The following is a 17,818-nucleotide window of genomic DNA, read 5'->3' on the forward strand; positions in this document are numbered from 1 at the left end:
GAACAGATCCGACGGGTCCACCGGACCGGGCGCATCGGCCTGGTCGTCCTGGTGGGCCGGGTCCTCGTCGTCGTCCCGCTCGCCCGTCTCGTCGCCGGGCGCGCCGGGACCGGGCTGGCCCGGACCGGGCTGGCCGGACTCACCGACCTCGCCATCCTCGTCCTCGTCCTTGCGCCGGTAGGGGTCGGCCTCGCCGGCGTAGGTGGCGTTCTCCCGCTGCTCGGCGAGGGCCGCGTCGCCCGCCTGGGCGCGCGCCAGCAGGTCCTCGATACTTGCCGCCGTGTCCGGCAGCGCGTCGAGGACGAAGGCGATGGACGGTGCGTAACGCAACCCGAGCCGCTTGCCGACGGTCGAACGGATCAGTCCCGTCGCCGACTTCAGCGCAGCGGCGGTCCCGGCCCGCGCCGCCTCGTCGCCGTAGACGGTGTAGAAGACGGTCGCTTCGCGGGAGTCACCCGTGAGACGGACGTCGGTGATGGTGACGAAGCCGAGGCGCGGATCCTTGATCCGTTTCTCGAGCATCTGGGCGACGATCGATTTGATCTGGTCGGCCAGTTTCAGCACGCGCGGGTTCGGCATGCCGCTTCCTTTCAGTCAAGCGAGACGATGTGACAGACGGGACGACGTGAGGGGCGGGGCCCGGGCCGGGGCCCGTGGGGCCCCGCCCCTCACCGTCGTGTCGTGCGACCTTCACCCGGTGTCCTTGCAGACCATCCGGGCCGGATCCATCGGTGGTGGATCAGTCGCGCGGCTTCTCCCGCATCTCGTACGTCTCGATGATGTCGTCCACCCGGATGTCGGAGTACCCGCTGAGGGTGAGGCCGCACTCGAAGCCCTCGCGGACCTCGGTCACGTCATCCTTCTCCCGACGCAGGGTGTTGATCTCCGACTCGGCAACCACGACCCCGTCACGCAGCAGTCGCGCCTTGGCGTGACGTCGCATGATGCCGCTCTGGACCATGACACCGGCGATGATGCCCGCCTTGGAGGACTTGAAGATCTGGCGGATCTCCGCCTGACCGAGCACAACCTCCTCGAAGATCGGCTTGAGCATGCCCTTGAGCGCGGCTTCCACCTCGTCGATCGCCTGGTAGATGATCGAGTAGTAGCGGATGTCGACGTTCTCCTGGTCGGCGAGCTGGGTCGCCTTCCCCTGGGCACGCACGTTGTAGCCGATGATGACGGCACCGGAGGCCGACGCCAGCGTGACGTTGGTCTCGGTGATGGCACCGACACCGCGGTCGATGATGCGCACCGAGATGTCCTCGCCGACGTCGATCTTGAGCAGCGCGTCCTCCAGGGCCTCGACCGAACCGGCCGAATCGCCCTTGAGGATGAGGGCCAGTTCCTGGACCTCGCCCTTCTCCATCTGCTCGAAGATCTGGTCGAGCGTCTTGCGACGCGCCCCCATCGCCTGGGCGGCGGCACGGTTGCGCGCCTCCCGCTGCTCGGCGATCTGGCGAGCCATCCGGTCGTCCTCGACGGCCAGGAAGGTGTCGCCCGCCCCGGGTACAGCGGTCAGACCGAGGACCTGGACCGGCATCGACGGAGGAGCAGCCTCCACGAGCTCACCGTTGCTGGCGATCATTGCCCGGACACGTCCGTGGGCCGCACCACACACGACGGAGTCACCGACGTGCAGGGTGCCGCGCTGGACGAGCACGGAGATGACCGGACCACGGCCCTTGTCGAGGTGCGCCTCGATGGAGACACCCTGGGCGGGCATATCCGGGTTGGCGCGCAGGTCGAGCGACGCGTCAGCCGTGAGGACGATCGCTTCCAGCAGGTCGTCCAGACCCTGACCGCTGACCGCCGACACGTCGACGAACATCGTCTCGCCGCCGTATTCCTCGGGGACCAGACCGTACTCGGTGAGCTGACCACGGACCTTGGTCGGGTCGGCCGCCGGCTTGTCGATCTTGTTCACGGCCACCACGATCGGCACGTCCGCCGCGAGGGCATGGTTCAACGCCTCGATGGTCTGAGGCATCACACCGTCGTCGGCAGCCACCACGAGCACTGCGATGTCGGTCGACTTGGCACCACGGGCACGCATGGCGGTGAACGCCTCGTGACCGGGGGTGTCGATGAAGGTGATCCGCCGCTCGCGGTCGTCGACCTCTGTCGACACCTGGTAGGCACCGATACTCTGGGTGATGCCGCCGGCCTCCTTGGCCACCACGTTGGAGTGGCGGTAGGCGTCCAGCAGCTTCGTCTTGCCGTGGTCGACGTGACCCATGACGGTGACGACCGGCGGACGGGCCTCGAGGTCCTCCTCACCGCCCTCGTTCTCGCCGTACTCGATGTCGAAGGACTCCAGCAGCTCACGGTCCTCGTCCTCGGGCGAGACGACCTGGATGTTGTAGTCCAGCTCGGCGCCCAGCAGCTGCAGGGTCTCGTCGGCGACCGACTGGGTGGCGGTCACCATCTCGCCCAGCGAGAACAGCACCTGGACCAGCGCAGCCGGATCGACACCGATCTTCTCGGCGAGATCGGACAGCGACGCGCCTCGACGGAGGCGGACAGCGGCGCCGTCACCCTTACGGATGCGCACGCCACCGATCGTCGGGGCCTCCATCTCGTCGAACTCTTGACGACGCTGCTTCTTGGACTTGCGTCCACGACGCGACGGGCCACCCGGACGACCGAAGGCGCCCTGCGTACCGCCACGACCGCGGCCACCGCCGCGACCACCCTGCGGACCGCCGGTGCTCGGCCCCGTGCTGGGACCGCCACCGAAGCCGCCGCCGGGACGACCCGGCCCACCACCGGTGCGACCGCGACCGGGACCGCCGGTGCGCCCACCGCGGGCTCCCGGTCCGGCCGGGCCAGCGAGGAGGAGTGGTGCTTGGGCATCATGGCCGGGTTGGGACGCGGCATACCTGCCGGCGAGGGACCGCCGGGACGAGCACCTGCCGGGCGCGGACCACCCGGGTGCTGGCCCGGACCAGGACGTCCGGCACCCTCGGGGCGACCTCCCTCGGGGCGCGGACGCCTCTGCTGGGTGCCCATGCCCTGCGCGGACGCGAACGGGTTGTTGCCCGGACGCGGGCCACTGCGGCGAGGACCGGGGGTCGGCGCGGCGCCACCGGGACCGGGCTTCGGTGCACCGGGACGTGCACCCTGAGCGGGACGGGCACCGGGCTTCGGGGCACCGGGCGCGGTCGGACGTGCCGACGTGCCACCGGGACGCGGAGCGCCACCGGGACGCGGTCCCGGAGCGGCAGGGCGCGGCGCGGGCGAGGCGCCCGCCGGACGCGGAGCGGCAGGACGCGGCGCAGCGGGGCCGGCCGTGCCGGTGGGGCGCGGAGCGGCGGGGCCGGCGGGACGCGGAGCAGCCGGGCGTGCCGCTGTCTCGCCACCGGACTGCTGTCGCGGACCGGGACGGGCGCCGCCCTGGGGATGGGATGCGGGGGCCTCGGGACGCGCGGCCGGCTGCGCCGGAGACTCCTGGGGGACCGGACGCTCGCTGGGCTCCGGTGTGGCGGCGGGCCGCTCTGCGGCGCGTGCCGCAGGACGGGGAGCCGCGGGACGCGGCGCCGGCCGGGGGCCGGCTTGGGTGCGGGGGCCGCAGACGAACCGCCCATCTTCTCCTTCAGTCGTCGGACCACAGGCGCTTCGATGGTCGACGACGCCGACCGGACGAACTCACCCATGTCACCCAGGGTCTTCAGGACTTCCTTGCTCTCGACTCCGAGCTCCTTCGCGAGCTCGTAGACTCGGACCTTTGCCACTACTCTCCTCCGCGGTCCGGTCAGTCGAGCCGGACCAGCTAGTTGACTTGCTTGCTCATTGATGAGTACTCATCGAGTGGTCATGAGCGTCTGCCCACTTTCTGGTTCCCCCGACCGGTCGGCCGGGTGTCGTCACTCACACAGATCCGGGTGGCACGTGACGATCCGGGGATGCGAGGGTGGTCAGCAGGGTGGCCACCTGGTCACCGTCCACGTGGGGGTTGCGCAAGGCTCGTCCCACGGCGCGGCGCCGCATCGCCAGGTCACAACAGTGCGGATCGGGATGCACCCAGGCACCTCGACCCGGAGCCGTCCCGTTCGGGTCGAGGGCAACACAGGCTGCCGTACGATCCCAGACGAGGCGCACCAGTCCGGACTTGGCGGACCGTCCACGACATCCGACACATGTACGCTCGGGCACGTGTGAGGACGGAGGACGGACCACCGTCAGAGTTTAGCGGACAATCTCCCGTCATACGAATCCCTCTCGCAGGGACATCCTCCTGCGAGGCCCACCCGGAGACGCGCTCCCGGGAGTCGAGCCGAGTTCCACCCTTTTCGACGGAGTTCCCAGCTTTATCACAGCCGTGACCCAGCACACCCCAAGCTCGGGCTGACATCGTTCATGGTGTCGAAGGGCGCCGCGGATTTCCCCCCATTCCGTGGCGCCCTTTGCCCTTCCTTCCGCAGTCCGCTCGCCGCGCTGGTCTCCGGCCGCGATCAGTGGGCAGCGGCCTCGTTGTCCGGGTGGATGTCGATCCGCCAGCCGGTCAACCGGGCGGCGAGACGAGCGTTCTGGCCCTCGCGACCGATCGCGAGCGACAGCTGGTAGTCCGGGACCACCACCCGGGCCGCTCGGGCCGCGGGATCCACGACCGTCACCGAGGCGACCTTCGCCGGGGAGAGGGCGTTCCCGACGAACACTGCGGGATCCTCCGACCAGTCGATGATGTCGATCTTCTCTTCGTTGAGCTCGTGCATCACCGCGCGGACACGCTGACCCATCGGGCCGATGCATGCTCCCTTCGCCGAGACGTCGGGCCGGGTGGAGCGGACCGCGATCTTGGTCCGGTGGCCCGCTTCACGGGCCAGGGCCTTGATCTCGACGACACCCTGCTCGATCTCCGGCACCTCGCGCTCGAAGAGCTTCTGGACCAGCTGGGGGTGCGTGCGGGAGACGACGACCTGGGGCCCCTTCACTTCCTTCCGGACGGCGACCACGTAGACCCGCAGCCGCGTGCCGTGGCGGTAGTCCTCACCGGAGACCTGTTCGGCGGGCGGCATGATCGCCTCGATGTCGCCGAGGTCGACCCGGACGACCCTGTTGTCGCGGTCCTGCTGGACGGTGCCCATCACCACGTCGCCCTCGATGGCGGAGAAGGTGCCGTACTTCTTCTCGTCCTCGGCGTCACGGATCCGCTGCAGGATCACCTGGCGAGCGGTCGCCGCCGCGATCCGGCCGAAGCCCGCGGGAGTGTCGTCGTACTCGCCGATGACCATGCCCTCCTCGTCCTTCTCCGGGGCGATGACGGCGACCTTGCCGGACTTCCGGTCCAGCACGACGCGCGCGCCGGGCACCGGGGCATCGGACTTGTGGTACGCGGTGAGCAGGGCCTCCTCGAGGGCGGAGACCAGCACCTCCAGCGGGATCTCCTTGTCGTGCTCGATGGCACGCAGTGCAGCCATATCGACGTCCATGATCAGTCCTCCTCCTTGTCCTGGCGCTTCATCTCGACCAGGACCCGGGCCTTGGTGATGTCGGCGTACGCGCACCGACGTGGCGTCGCGACACCCTTGCCGGGGCGCGGGTCCTCGGGCTCGATCAGCAGGTCGGCCCCGTCCTCGTCGGTCGCCACGATCCGGGCCTCGAACGTTTCGCCGGTCGTCGTGGTGATCCGGACCAGGTGACCGATGTTGCGACGCCAGTGCCGGGGCAGGGTCAACGGACGGCTGACGCCCCGCGAGGAGACCTCCAGCGTGTAGGCGCCCGATCCGACGCCCTCCGAGTCGTCGAGGGCGTCGGAAAGGTCGCGTGAGGCCGCGGCGATGTCGTCGATGAGCGGGCCGTGTCCCTCCGGCCCGTCGCCGTCCACCGTGACCCGGAGCAGCACACGCTTGCCCACGGGAATGATGTCGAGCGCGTCGAGTTCGAGCTCGTGACGGGCGAGCACCGGTTCGATGACCTCGATGAGTTGCCGTTCGTTCATGGGCGCTCCTCGATCCGATTGTGGAATGCGGTTGTCGGTCGCGCTCCGACGGTCCACCGAAGGGTCTACCCGTCGACGCGATCACCGGCCGAGCAGGCCCCGGGCACCGTGTGGCCGCGCGATCCGTGCAGGCAAGCATACCCGTGCGCTACCGTTCGCCCTGTGCTGACGCGTCGAGTGATCCTGGCGGCCGCCGTCGGCGGCGCCCTTGCGGGTGTCACCGGATGCGTACGGCGCGATCCCACGGTCAGCGGCCGCCCCACCGGCACGCCCTCGGCCGATCGCTCCCCCAGCCCCGTCGCGCTGGCGCAGTACGCAGGACTGCCTGCCGGCCTGGCAGCGGCGGTACGCGCCGGCGCCCCGGGGGCCGACCGGCTCGGGGGTTTCCGGGACCGGGCCGCCGCCGCGTTCGACGCGCAGGCTGCGGTCCTCGCTCCCGGCACCACGGCGACTGCTCCCGCCGGGAGCCTCGCCGACAGCGCGCACTCGGCCGGGGCCCAGCTCCTCGGCGCCTCCGCGAGGGGGACCGCCGCCGCACGGCTCGCCGCCGCGGGCGCCTACGCGGCCGCGATCGGCTCGCTGGCCTCGACCACGGCCCCGCGGACACCGACGGAGGGGCCCTCTTCCGCCACTGTCACAGCACTCGGCGACGCCGAGGCGATGACGGCCCTGATCACGCAACTGTCCGCGGCGGTGTACGCCACCGAGGCGGCGCTCGCCCACTTCTCCGGCGAGGACACGCGGTGGGCCCGTGCCACTCTGGACGGGCACCGGGCGACGCTCGACGGGCTGGCCGCGGAACTGACGCGCCGGTCCGTCCGGGTCCCCGCTCCGGCGGTGGCGTACGACATCGGGCGCCCCTCCGACGCGGCCTCGGCAGCCACCCTGATGGCACGGGTGCAGACGGCGGTGCTGCCCGATGCGTGCCGCGTGGTGCGCGCCGCCACCGACGACGGCGTCCGCACGCTCGGCGCCTCGGCGCTCCAGGACGCCGCGGTGGCCGTGGCCCGATCCGGCGGCGCGCTGCCGGTCTGGCCGGGCTGGGCCTGAGCAAGCGGTCCCCTGCCCGCGGCCCGGGCGAGGATCTCGGGGCGGAGGTCAGCGGAACTGGGCGACCATGTCGTACGACAGCCGCACCACCAACACGGCCACGACGACGAGCAGCACCTTGCGGATGAACGCATTGCCTCGGCTCAGGGCCATCCGGGCACCCGTCAGCCCTCCGGTGACATTGGCGAGGGCCATCATCAGCCCGAGGGCCCAGTTGATGTGCGGGGCGAGCGTGACGATGGCAGCGAGGTTGGTGGCGACGTTCGCCAGTTTGGCCCGGGAACTGGCGGCAAGGAAACCGTGGCCGAGCACGCCGACGATGAGGATCACGAAGAACGTCCCGGTGCCGGGCCCGAGGAACCCGTCGTACACCCCCACGCCGAGGCCGATGGCCGCCGCGCGGACGACCAGACCGGTGCCGGTGTGTCGCAGGTGCGACTCCAGTCCGAACTGGGGACGCCGCCACAGGTAGCCACCGACCACCAGCAGCGCGACCAGGACGAACGGGGTGAACCACTCCTTGGGCAGCAGGGTGACCAGCCGGGCCCCGATGGCCGAGCCGATGGCCGCCCCGCCCATCAGCGGCAGCGTGTCACGCCAGTCGACCCGGATCGTACGCAGGTAGGTGGCGGTGGCGGTGCTCGTGCCGGCGAACGAGGAGATCTTGTTGGTGCCGGAGATGGTCGCCACCGGGGTGTTCGCGGGCAGTCCGAGCAACAGCGCGGGCAGCTGGATCAGGCCCCCGCCGCCCACCACGGCGTCGACCCAGCCGGCGACGAAGGCGACACCGACGAGCCCCGCGACGATCCACGGGGAGATCCCGGCGAGGCTCTCCACCACCGACGATCAGCCGCGGACGGCCGCGACGACCCGTTCCACGACCTCGGCCAGCGGGACGTTCTCGGCCTGTCCGGTGGCCCGGTCACGCACCTCGATGAGCCCCTCGGCCAGTCCGCGCCCGACGACCACGGTGGTCGGCATGCCGAGCAGCTCGGCGTCGGCGAACTTCACGCCCGGCGAGGCCTTGCGATCGTCCAGGAGGACCGCGATCCCGGCCGCATCCAGTTCGCCGGCGAGGTCGGCGGCGTACGCCGCGATCTCCGCGCCCTTGCCGGTCGCGACCACCTGCACGTCGTATGGGGCCAGGGCCCGTGGCCAGCGCAGGCCCTTGGCGTCGCAGGTGTTCTCGGCGACCGCAGCGACGGCGCGGGACACGCCGACACCGTAGGAGCCCATCGTCACCGTCACCTGCTTGCCGTTCTGGTCCAGCACCTTGAGGCCGAGCGCCTCGGCGTACTTGCGGCCGAGCTGGAAGATGTGACCCATCTCGATGCCGCGGGCGAGCTGGAGCGGGCCGGAGCCGTCGGGCGAGGGGTCGCCCTCGCGGATCTCGGCCACGTCGATGACACCGTCGGAGGTGAAGTCACGGCCGCAGACCAGGTCGAACACGTGCTTCTGGTCGGCGTCGGCGCCGGTGATCCACCGGGTGCCCTCGACCACGCGGGGGTCGGTCAGGTACTTCACCCCGGAGGAGTTCTTCTCCCCCAGCACGCCGGGGCCGATGTAGCCCTTGACCAGGGTCGGGTACTTGGCGAAATCCGCCTCGGCGAAGGGCACGGCGACGGCGGGCTCGACCTGGGCCTCGAGGCGCTTCTCGTCGACCTCGCGGTCGCCGGGCAGGCCGATGGCCAGCGGCTCCTTGGTGCCGTCGGGGTACTCGAGCATGAAGACGACGTTCTTCAGGGTGTCGGCGCCGTTCCAGGGCCGATCGGTGCGTGGCTGGAGGTCGTCAGCGACCCGCAGGAGGGCCTCGATGGTGGTCGCCTGCGGTGTGTCCTCGACATGCGCGGCGGGGACGTCGTCGTACGCCAACGGCTCGGGGCACCGATCCGGACCGCCTCCACGTTGGCGGCGTACCCGCCCGGGGAGCGGACGAAGGTGTCCTCGCCGTTCTCGGCAACGGCGAGGAACTCCTCGGAGGCCGAACCGCCCATCGCGCCCGACATCGCCTGGACGATGGCGTAGTCGAGGCCGAGTCGGTCGAAGATCCTGATGTAGGCGTCGCGGTGCTTGTCGTACGCGGCCTGCAGACCGGCGTCATCGACGTCGAACGAGTAGGAGTCCTTCATCACGAACTCACGACCGCGCAGCAGACCGGCGCGCGGACGCGCCTCGTCGCGGTACTTCGTCTGGATCTGGTAGAGGACCAGCGGCAGGTCCTTGTAGGAGGAGTAGAGGTCCTTCACCAGCAGGGTGAACATCTCCTCATGCGTGGGCCCGAGGAGCATGTCGTTGCCCTTGCGGTCCTTGAGCCGGAAGAGGTTGGGTCCGTACTCGACCCACCGGTCCGTCAGCTCGTACGGCTCCCGCGGCAGCAGCGCCGGGAAGTGCACCTCCTGGGCGCCGATGGCGTCCATCTCCTCGCGGACGATGTCCTCGACCTTGTGCAGCACGCGCAGCCCGAGCGGTAGCCAGGTGTAGATGCCCGGAGCGGCACGACGGATGTACCCGCCGCGGACCAGCCAGCGGTGGCTGGGGACCTCGGCGTCCGCCGGGTCCTCTCGCAGGGTCCGGACGAACAACTCCGACATCTTCGTGATCACAAGGGGCTCCCAGGGGGTCGGTGGACAGCCAGACTCTACCGCGCTGCGCAGCGACGGCCCGAACCGGCGACGCTGGTCTCACCGTGCCGATGGTTCGCGCCGGTAGTGCTCTATCCGGCCGAGCAGGGCCTCCTCGGACGCCCGGACCATCCGCAGGTCGGCCGGCTGGCGGACCTCCCGCTCGGCGTCCGCACCGATGAGGCGGGCCTGTTCGGCGAGGTGACCGAGCCGGTGGGCGTCGTGACGGGTGACGAAGGCGCAGTTCTCGAGCAGCCTCAGCAGGGCCAGATCGACCGTCGGTTCACCGGCGCCGTAGCGCCGGACCAGCCCGCACATGGTCGCCAGGTACTCCTCGAACCGGCGGCTCGGCACGACGACCACCGCCGGGTCGCGACGGACCACCAGGGGGCCCAGCGGAAGCCGAGCAAGTTCGGTGAAGATCACCGACATGTGGTCGACCGCCTGGACCGCGGTGTACGGGTCGTTGACCGCTGGTGACAGGGCCTTGCAGGCGGCGTCGACGAGCTGACGGATCCCCATCGCGGCGTCCTGCTGGCGGGTCCGCTCGAAACCGATCCCGACGGCACGGTGGATGGCGTGCTCCAGGGCCGCCAGGTCCGGCTGCGGATCGTCAGGTCCCGGCGTCCATACCTCGGCGAGGTGCCGGGAGGCGACCACGTGCTGACCGACGCGGTACTGCAGCGCGATGGAGACGCCGTAACGTTGGGCGACCCTGAGCAGGGCCTCGGGCCGGACGGTCACCACGTACCCCGAGGATGAAGCGGGGATCCCGACCGCCCAGGCGGGCGGCTTCGGGGGCGCCGGATCGACGTCTCGCGCCAGGTGCCGGGCCACCTCCACGGACTGACGCTCGACCCGCAGCATGATGGCGTCCACCTGGATCGAGTGCGAGAGGTGATCGGCGAACACGACGACCCCGGCGAGGCTGGCGAACAGGGCCGCGACGGCACCGCTGACGGCCAGGCGGGGGTACTCGGCATCGTCGGGACCGATCCCGACGGTGAACAGGCCGGCCGCGCTGTAGGCGAACGTCCCCATGAAGACGCTCAGGACCACCTGGTTGGTCCGGTCACGCAGGAAATTGCGCAGCAGCCGGGGTGAGTACTGGGTGGAGGCCAACTGGAGGGCGACCACGCTGAGGCCGAGGACGAGGGCGATGACGGTCACCACGGTGCTGGTGATCGTCACCAGCAGGTCACGGGCCTGGCCGCTGGACCCGCGGAAGCCCAGCGCCGCGAGCCAGGAGCCGTCGGCGGGGTGCAGGTGCGACAGGGCGACCCCGAGCAGGATCGCCAGCAGACCGGCCGCGAACGGCATCACCCACAGGGCCGCACTGACGTACTCGGACACATTCCCGCGACGTATCACGACACCAGAGTGCACCCCTGGCCGCCGCCGCTAGTAGAGAATCGTCGCGAACTCCCCGACCTGGCGCATGCCGGCCCGCCGGTACGTCGCGAGCGCGGGGGCGTTGAAATCGTTCACGTACAGCGTGACGATCGGCCAGCGGGCCCGGGCCTGTCTGATGACGGCGGCCATCGCGGGCGCCGCGATCCCCTGGCCGCGTCGGTCCGGGGCGACCCAGACGCCCTGGACCTGGCAGACGCTCGACGTCGCCGATCCGATGTCGGCCTTGAAGATGACCCGGCCATCCTCGACGATCGCGTACGAGCGGCCCTGCTGGATCAGCGAGCGGATGTAGATCCGGTACGAGACGTCGGAGCCGCCGACGGCCGGCGACTGGCCGACCTCCTCGGTGTACATCGCCACCGCGGCGTCGGCGTACGGCTGCCAGAGGTCCATGGTCGCCGGCCGCACCCGCGGATCGCTCGGGATGGTCGGGTCGCCGTCGAGCAACATCACCGGTTGGCGCGACCTGATGTCGCGGGCATCCGCCCAGCCCGTACCCCACTGGCGCACCAGTTCGTGGTAGAGCGTCATCGCCGCCTCGGCGGGGCCGATGATGGACGACGCCATCCGCTGGTAGCCGGCGAACGCGGCGAAGGCCGCGCAGGCGCGCGCGTCCGCGTTCACCGGCACCATGTTGGACCCGGCATGCAGCATCGCCCGCAGCCGCCCGCCCTCCTCGTAACCCCAGACCGGGCACCCCAGGGTCACCCGGTCCAGGCCGCCGGTACGGATCCGCGAGGCGACGTAGACGTTGTCCACCGGGTCCCGGCGCAACAGGGCGAGCGCGTCGGGCAGGTCGTCGGCGCCGAGGGTACGGACGCCGAAGGTCGTCGAGGGCCGGGCCGGGGCGGACATGAGGGCTCCCGACGCCGGGTCAGCCGACGCTGACGACGGGGGAACCGGCGGGCTGGTCTGCCCCCGGCGCCGCCTGTGCTGACTCGGCGAGCCGGTTGGCCTCCTCGATGAGCGTCTCGACGATCTGGTCCTCGGGCACGGTCTTGACGACCTCGCCGTGCACGAAGATCTGGCCCTTGCCATTACCCGAAGCGACACCGAGGTCGGCCTCGCGGGCCTCACCGGGTCCGTTGACGACGCAGCCCATGACGGCCACCCGCAGCGGCACGGTCATCCCCTCGAGGCCCTTGGTCACCTCGTCGGCCAGGGTGTAGACGTCGACCTGGGCCCGGCCGCAGGACGGGCAGGAGACGATCTCCAGGTGCCGCGGCCGCATTCCCAGCGACTCGAGGATCTTGACCCCGACCTTGACCTCCTCGACCGGCGGGGCGGAGAGGGACACCCGAATGGTGTCGCCGATCCCCTGGGCCAGCAGGGCGCCGAAGGCGACGGCGGACTTGACCGTGCCCTGGAAGGCGGGGCCGGCCTCGGTGACGCCCAGGTGCAGCGGGTAGTCGCATGCCTCGGCGAGCAGTTGGTAGGCGCGGATCATCACCACCGGATCGTGGTGCTTGACCGAGATGGCGAAGTCACGGAAGCCGACATCCTCGAACAGGCGCGCCTCCTGCATCGCCGACGCGACGAGCGCCTCAGGCGTCGCGGCGCCGTACTGCTCCATGATCCGCTTGTCGAGGGAACCCGCGTTGACGCCGATCCGCAGCGGCACCTGGGCGTCGGAGGCCGCCTTGGCGATCTCGGCGATCTTGTTGTCGAACTGCTTGATGTTGCCCGGGTTCACCCGGACCGCGGCACAACCGGCCTCGATCGCCTGGAACACGTAGCGCGGCTGGAAATGGATGTCGGCGACGACCGGGATCTTCGACTTCTTGGCGATGATGTGCAGGACGTCGGCGTCATCCTGGCTGGGGACCGCGACGCGCACGATGTCACAGCCGGCGGCGGTCAGCTCGGCGATCTGCTGCAGCGTCCCGTTGATGTCGGTGGTCTTGGTGGTGGTCATGGACTGCACGGAGACAGGGGCGTCACCGCCGACCTCCACCGACCCGACCTTCAGCTTGCGCGTCACGTGGCGGGGGGCGAGCTGGATCGGGGCGGGAGCGGGCATTCCGAGACGTGTAGCCATGCGACAAGAGTAGGCCAACCGCAAGGTGGGTACGGAGTCGAACCTGAGCGGCGTCGGAGCCGAGGGGGACGGGCTCGCCAGCGGCCACCCCGCCAGGCGTCAGAACAGCCGGATCGGGCTGACCAGGTCGGCGACCACCAGGACAACCCCGGCGAGCACGACGAAGCTGGTGACCAGCCACGACACCGGCAGGAGCTTGGTGGTGTCGAAGGGCGGCGGGCTGGACCGGCGCCGCAGGCGGGCCAGCAGCTGGCGCAGACCGTCCCAGGTCGCCCCCGCCAGGTGTCCGCCGTCCAGCGGAGGCAGCGGAACGAGATTGAACAGGGCGACGAAGAGGTTGACCGATCCCAGGAGCTGGGCCACGAAAGCGACCTTGTTACCGGAGCTGAGCTGGTTGGTGGTGACGACCTCACCGGCGACCCGGGAGGCACCGACAACGCTGACCGGACCATAGAGATCCCGAGGCTGGCCGGTGACCAGTCCGGCGGCGGTGTGCCACACCTTCACCGGGAAACCGATCAGGGCATAGACCGATTGCACGGTCATCGTCCACATGTCCTTGACGACCCGGACCGGTCCGCCGCGCTGCACCTCCTGGGTCGGTGAGACGCCGAGGAAGCCGGCCTCCACATTGCGTCCAGGGTCCACTTTGCTCGGCACCCCGGTGGTGACCGTCGGTGTCGGCGTCAGTGTCACGGTGCGCCCGCCACGCTCGACCACGAGCGTGGCGGGCGCGGAGAGATTGTCGCGGATCATGCGGGAGAATTGGTCCCAGTCCGCGGGGCGCCGGCCGTTGAAGCTGACAATCACGTCACCTGCCTGCACACCCATGGCGTGCGCGGGCGTGGGTGCGTCCCCCGGGAGGCAGGTGTGGTCGGATCGCCCCGCCGGGATGACGCACTCCGAGACCGACTGCACCGTCATAGTGGGCCGGGCGACCCCCGCCCCGGCGGTGACGCCGAGGAAGAGCAGGAAAGCGATCAGGATGTTCATCGCCGGACCGCCGGCCATGATGATCAGGCGTTGCCAGACCGGCTTCTGGTAGAGGAGGGTACCGTCATCCTCCGGCGTCACGTCCTCCCACTCGTACGAGCGGGCGTCCTCGGCGATCTGCTGCAGGAAGTTGGTTCCGCTCGCACGGACCCGGGTGTCCCCCGGCGCCGGCGGATACATCCCCACCAGCTTCACGTAGCCGCCGAGCGGCAGCGCCTTGACCCCGTAGTCGGTGGACCCGTACCGGCGCTTCCACAGCGTCTTGCCGAAGCCGACGAAGTACTCGGTCACCTTGACCCGGAAGATCTTCGCCGGCACCAGGTGGCCGACCTCGTGGAGGGCGACCGAGAGCATGATGAGGGCGAAGAAGACCACCGTCCCCAGCACGTACCACAACGTCTGCATCGCTGGTCCTGTCCTCCGTCGTCCGTACGGTGCGCCTCGGCACCGCTGTCGTCAGGGCCGTCCGGCCACGTCCGGCGCCGTACGACGCCGTGCAGCCTGGCGGGCCCAGGCATCGGCGGCCAACACGGTCTCCACCGTGATCGCGTCGTCCCCGACGAATCGGGAGCCCTCGGTGACCGGCGTGCCGGCCCCACTCTCGTGTTCGTCCAGGACGGCGGTGATGGTGTCCACGATGGCGAGGAAGCCGATCCGTCCCTCGCAGAACGCATCGACACACACCTCGTTCGCCGCGTTGAACACCGCTGGCGCCGTTCCCCCCAGTGTGCCCGCCCGGCGCGCGAGTTCAACCGCCGGGAACGCCACGGTGTCGAGCGGCTCGAACGTCCAGGACGCGGCCGTCGTCCAGTCGACGGGTGCCGCGGCCCCCGCCACCCGGTCGGGCCAGGTGAGACCGAGGGCGATCGGCAGCTTCATGTCCGGCGGGGAGCACTGGGCGATCAGGGCCCCGTCGACGTACTGCACGGCGGAATGAACGATCGACTGCGGGTGAACGACGACCTGGATGCGGTCCAGTGGCATGTCGTAGAGGAGTCCGGCCTCGATCAGCTCCAGGCCCTTGTTGACCAGGGTCGCGGAGTTGATGGTGATCACCCGGCCCATCTGCCAGGTCGGATGGGCCATCGCCTGGTCCGGCGTCACGTCGGTGAGCTCGTCGCGGGTCCGGCCGCGGAAGGGCCCTCCCGAGGCGGTCAGCACCAGCTTGTCGACCTCCGAGGCGCGTCCGGCCCGGAGGCACTGGGCGAAGGCGGAGTGCTCGGAGTCGACGGCGACGAGCTGGCCCGGAGCGGCGGCTTCCGTGACGAGGCGGCCGCCGATGACCAGCGACTCCTTGTTCGCCAGGGCCAGCGTCGTGCCCGCGCGCAGGGCGGCCAGGGTGGGCAGCAGGCCGACCGATCCGGTGATCCCGTTGAGGACGACGTCGGCCGGTTCGGCGGCCAGCTCCGTCGCCGCGTCCGCCCCGGCGATGATCCGCGGCAGGCGTACGTCGCCCCGGTTCCAGCCACGCTGCTGGGCCGCCGCGTAGAGGGCGAGCTGTAGGTCCTGCACCGCCGTCGGCCGGGCCAGCGCGACGGTCCGCGGGGCGTACTCGAGGACCTGCTCGGCGAGCACGTCGACGCTGCCGCCACCGGCGGCCAACCCCACCACCCGGAACTGGTCGCGGCGGGAGGCGATGACCTCCAGCGCCTGAGTGCCGATAGAACCGGTGCTGCCCAGAATGATCACGTCACGCACCCCTCCAGTCTCGCACGCTGCCACCCCGACATTCCCCCCGCGAGCACCCGGGAGGAGACCCGGGATGAGGCCTCGGCGTTCGTCGACGCGGAACACCCCGGTGTGACGACGATCACTTCCGCTCATGGTCTTCTCAGCCGGGCAGAAGCCGGGCCCCGCGGACCCGGACCGGGCGAGCGGACTCCAGGTCACCGAAGGCCGCGCCAGCGCCGACGACGGACCCCCGACCCTGGGAGGACCCATGGACACCACGCAACAGCTCCGTGCGCGGAGCATCCCCGACATTCCCGCCGACCCCGCCAAAGAGGCCAGGACTGCCGGCTGGGTGGCCGCGATCGCCGGCCTCTCGCTGCTGTTCGACGGCTTCGACCTGACCGTGTACGGCACGGTCCTGCCCGGTCTGGCGACCGGCGGCTCCAACACCTTGGGCTGGTGGTCCAGCGGCATCAGTGGCGGCCTCAAGATCAACCCGGCGGTGGCCGGCGAGCTCGGATCGTACGCCCTCATCGGCGTGATGATCGGTGCCCTGACGGCGGGCGCCATCGGCGACCGGATCGGGCGCAAGAAGCTCATCCTGGCCGGTATCGCCTGGTTCTCGCTGGGCATGTTCGCCACTGCCTTCGCCCAGTCGATCGCCGTCTTCGGCACGCTGCGGCTGCTCACCGGCCTCGGGCTCGGGGTCCTGCTGGCGACCGCGGGTGCGGTGATGGCCGAGTTCGCGCCGGCCGGCAAGCGCAACTTCTACAACGCGATCGTCTACTCCGGCATCCCCGCCGGCGGCGTCCTCGCCGCAGTCCTGGGCCTCGCTCTGCTCGGCCACATCGGGTGGCGCGGCATGTTCATGGTCGGCGCCACACCGATCCTGTTCCTCTTCCCCCTCGCCCTCGCCAAGCTGCCCGAGTCCCCCCGCTGGTTGCTCAGCCGCGGGCAGGTCGACAAGGCCGCCGAGATCTCGCGCCGCACCGGCATCCCGCTCACCGAGCACCAGCAGTACGGCGGCGTGCCCGTCGCCGAGGACCTGCACCTCGAGCAGCCGCAGAAGACCGGGTTCGCCGGCATCTTCTCCCGGAAGTACCTGGTCGGCACGCTCTTCCTCGGTTTCATGAGCTTCTCCGGCCTGCTGCTCACCTTCGGTCTGAACACCTGGCTGCCGACCATCATGGGCGGACACTTCAAGGACGCCGGCATGGGCGCCGACGCCGCCAAGCAGTACGGCCTCATCTTCCTGCTGCTCCTCAACGGCGGGGCCGTCGTCGGTGGCCTGATCGCCTCCCGGGTCGCCGACAAGGCCGGACCGCAGCGGGTCATCTTCACCACCTTCACGCTGGCCGCGCTCTCCCTGACCCTGATGACCTTCGGCTTCCCGATCCCGCTGCTGCTCGCCTTCATCGCCGTCGCCGGTGTCGGCGTGCTGGGCACCCAGGTGCTGATCTACGGCTTCACGTCGAACTACTACACCACCAACGTCCGGGCCGCTGGCGTCGCCTGGTGCTCCGGCTTCGGCCGGCTGGGTGGCATCCTTGGCCCGCTGATCGGCGGCTGGCTGGCCGCCGCCGGCCTGAAGGGAGACGCCGCCTTCTACGTGTTCGCCGGAGTCGCCGTGTTCGGCGCGGTGATGACCGTCCTGGTGCCCCGGCCGGCCAAGGGCCGCTCGGATGCGGAGCAGCTGGCCGCCGAGCAGGCGGAGGAGACCGCACGGCATGCGGTGAGCTGACCGTCGACGTCGGGCCGGATCGTTGATCGGGGCCCTTCACCACCTGCACAGCGGGCCGGTGTCCTTGGGGACGCCGGCCCGCTGTGGCGTCCGCCGGGATGGCGTGGCTATCCGCCGGAACTCGCGCCAGGCTGCGCCCGTCTCTCGGTGTCGACGTCCCTGTGGTGCCCGCGTGCTGCGTGGTAACGTCTGCGGTACGTGCTCCGGGGTCGGTGTAAGTCCGAACCGGCGGTGAAAGTCCGCGACCCGGCTCCCTTCGTGGGAGTCGGTTGATCCGGTGGAATTCCGGGACCGACGGTGAAAGTCCGGATGGGAGGCGCACGCGTACGTGGCGGCCACACGCCGGTCTG

Annotated in this window: 11 protein-coding genes, 3 pseudogenes and 1 riboswitch; of the genes and pseudogenes, 2 read left to right on the forward strand and 12 right to left on the reverse strand. The window is 70.6% G+C overall.

Going from position 1 to position 17,818, the window contains the following annotated elements:
- Positions 1-156 precede the first annotated feature (156 nt).
- The 5 genes and pseudogenes from rbfA to rimP all read right to left on the reverse strand — a co-directional run.
- Positions 157-579: pseudogene (gene rbfA / locus Rai3103_RS16365) on the reverse strand (30S ribosome-binding factor RbfA); the annotation flags it as partial.
- A 160-nt stretch (positions 580-739) separates the two neighbouring features.
- Positions 740-3,734 (reverse strand): annotated as a pseudogene (gene infB, locus Rai3103_RS16370) (translation initiation factor IF-2).
- A gap of 136 nt (positions 3,735-3,870) precedes the next feature.
- Positions 3,871-4,179 (reverse strand): YlxR family protein, encoded by a 309-nt coding sequence (locus tag Rai3103_RS19150; RefSeq protein ID WP_153573461.1) that lies wholly within the window; start codon positions 4,177-4,179, stop codon positions 3,871-3,873.
- 275 nt (positions 4,180-4,454) lie between these two features.
- Positions 4,455-5,432 (reverse strand): transcription termination factor NusA, encoded by a 978-nt coding sequence (gene nusA / locus Rai3103_RS16380; RefSeq protein ID WP_153573462.1) that lies wholly within the window; start codon positions 5,430-5,432, stop codon positions 4,455-4,457.
- 2 nt (positions 5,433-5,434) lie between these two features.
- On the reverse strand, positions 5,435-5,941 hold the full coding sequence (gene rimP, locus Rai3103_RS16385; RefSeq protein WP_153573463.1) for a ribosome maturation factor RimP: 507 nt from the start codon (positions 5,939-5,941) through the stop codon (positions 5,435-5,437).
- Positions 5,942-6,103: 162 nt separating this feature from the next.
- Here rimP and Rai3103_RS16390 point away from each other — a divergent pair, with 162 nt between their 5' ends.
- Positions 6,104-6,991, forward strand: coding sequence for a DUF4439 domain-containing protein (locus Rai3103_RS16390; protein ID WP_153573464.1), 888 nt, complete (start codon positions 6,104-6,106; stop codon positions 6,989-6,991).
- A gap of 48 nt (positions 6,992-7,039) precedes the next feature.
- On the opposite strand, the gene Rai3103_RS16395 is transcribed toward Rai3103_RS16390, so the two are convergent.
- From Rai3103_RS16395 to dxr, 7 genes and pseudogenes are all read right to left on the reverse strand, one after another.
- On the reverse strand, positions 7,040-7,831 hold the full coding sequence (locus Rai3103_RS16395; protein WP_422396014.1) for a sulfite exporter TauE/SafE family protein: 792 nt from the start codon (positions 7,829-7,831) through the stop codon (positions 7,040-7,042).
- A 6-nt stretch (positions 7,832-7,837) separates the two neighbouring features.
- Positions 7,838-9,582 (reverse strand): annotated as a pseudogene (locus Rai3103_RS16400) (proline--tRNA ligase).
- Positions 9,583-9,672: 90 nt separating this feature from the next.
- Positions 9,673-10,965, reverse strand: a complete 1,293-nt coding sequence (locus tag Rai3103_RS16405) for a DUF2254 domain-containing protein (RefSeq protein ID WP_153573465.1) — start codon at positions 10,963-10,965, stop codon at positions 9,673-9,675.
- A 48-nt stretch (positions 10,966-11,013) separates the two neighbouring features.
- Complete coding sequence (locus tag Rai3103_RS16410) at positions 11,014-11,880, reverse strand: GNAT family N-acetyltransferase (RefSeq protein WP_153573466.1); 867 nt, start codon at positions 11,878-11,880, stop codon at positions 11,014-11,016.
- Positions 11,881-11,899: 19 nt separating this feature from the next.
- Entirely contained in the window at positions 11,900-13,063 is a 1,164-nt protein-coding gene (gene ispG, locus Rai3103_RS16415) for a flavodoxin-dependent (E)-4-hydroxy-3-methylbut-2-enyl-diphosphate synthase (protein ID WP_153573467.1), read from the reverse strand.
- Between the two features lie 99 nt (positions 13,064-13,162).
- Positions 13,163-14,461 carry a M50 family metallopeptidase gene (locus Rai3103_RS16420; protein ID WP_153573468.1) on the reverse strand — a complete coding sequence of 433 codons (1,299 nt, stop codon included), beginning with the start codon at positions 14,459-14,461 and terminating at the stop codon, positions 13,163-13,165.
- 51 nt (positions 14,462-14,512) lie between these two features.
- Positions 14,513-15,754 carry a 1-deoxy-D-xylulose-5-phosphate reductoisomerase gene (dxr, locus tag Rai3103_RS16425; protein WP_153573469.1) on the reverse strand — a complete coding sequence of 414 codons (1,242 nt, stop codon included), beginning with the start codon at positions 15,752-15,754 and terminating at the stop codon, positions 14,513-14,515.
- 241 nt (positions 15,755-15,995) lie between these two features.
- On the opposite strand from dxr, the gene Rai3103_RS16430 reads away from it, so the two are divergent.
- Positions 15,996-17,468 (forward strand): MFS transporter, encoded by a 1,473-nt coding sequence (locus tag Rai3103_RS16430; protein WP_153573470.1) that lies wholly within the window; start codon positions 15,996-15,998, stop codon positions 17,466-17,468.
- A gap of 195 nt (positions 17,469-17,663) precedes the next feature.
- Positions 17,664-17,793, forward strand: a riboswitch (FMN riboswitch).
- Positions 17,794-17,818: the final 25 nt, after the last annotated feature.

Origin of the sequence: Raineyella fluvialis, from assembly GCF_009646095.1 — a bacterium.
Taxonomy (GTDB): domain Bacteria; phylum Actinomycetota; class Actinomycetes; order Propionibacteriales; family Propionibacteriaceae; genus Raineyella; species Raineyella fluvialis.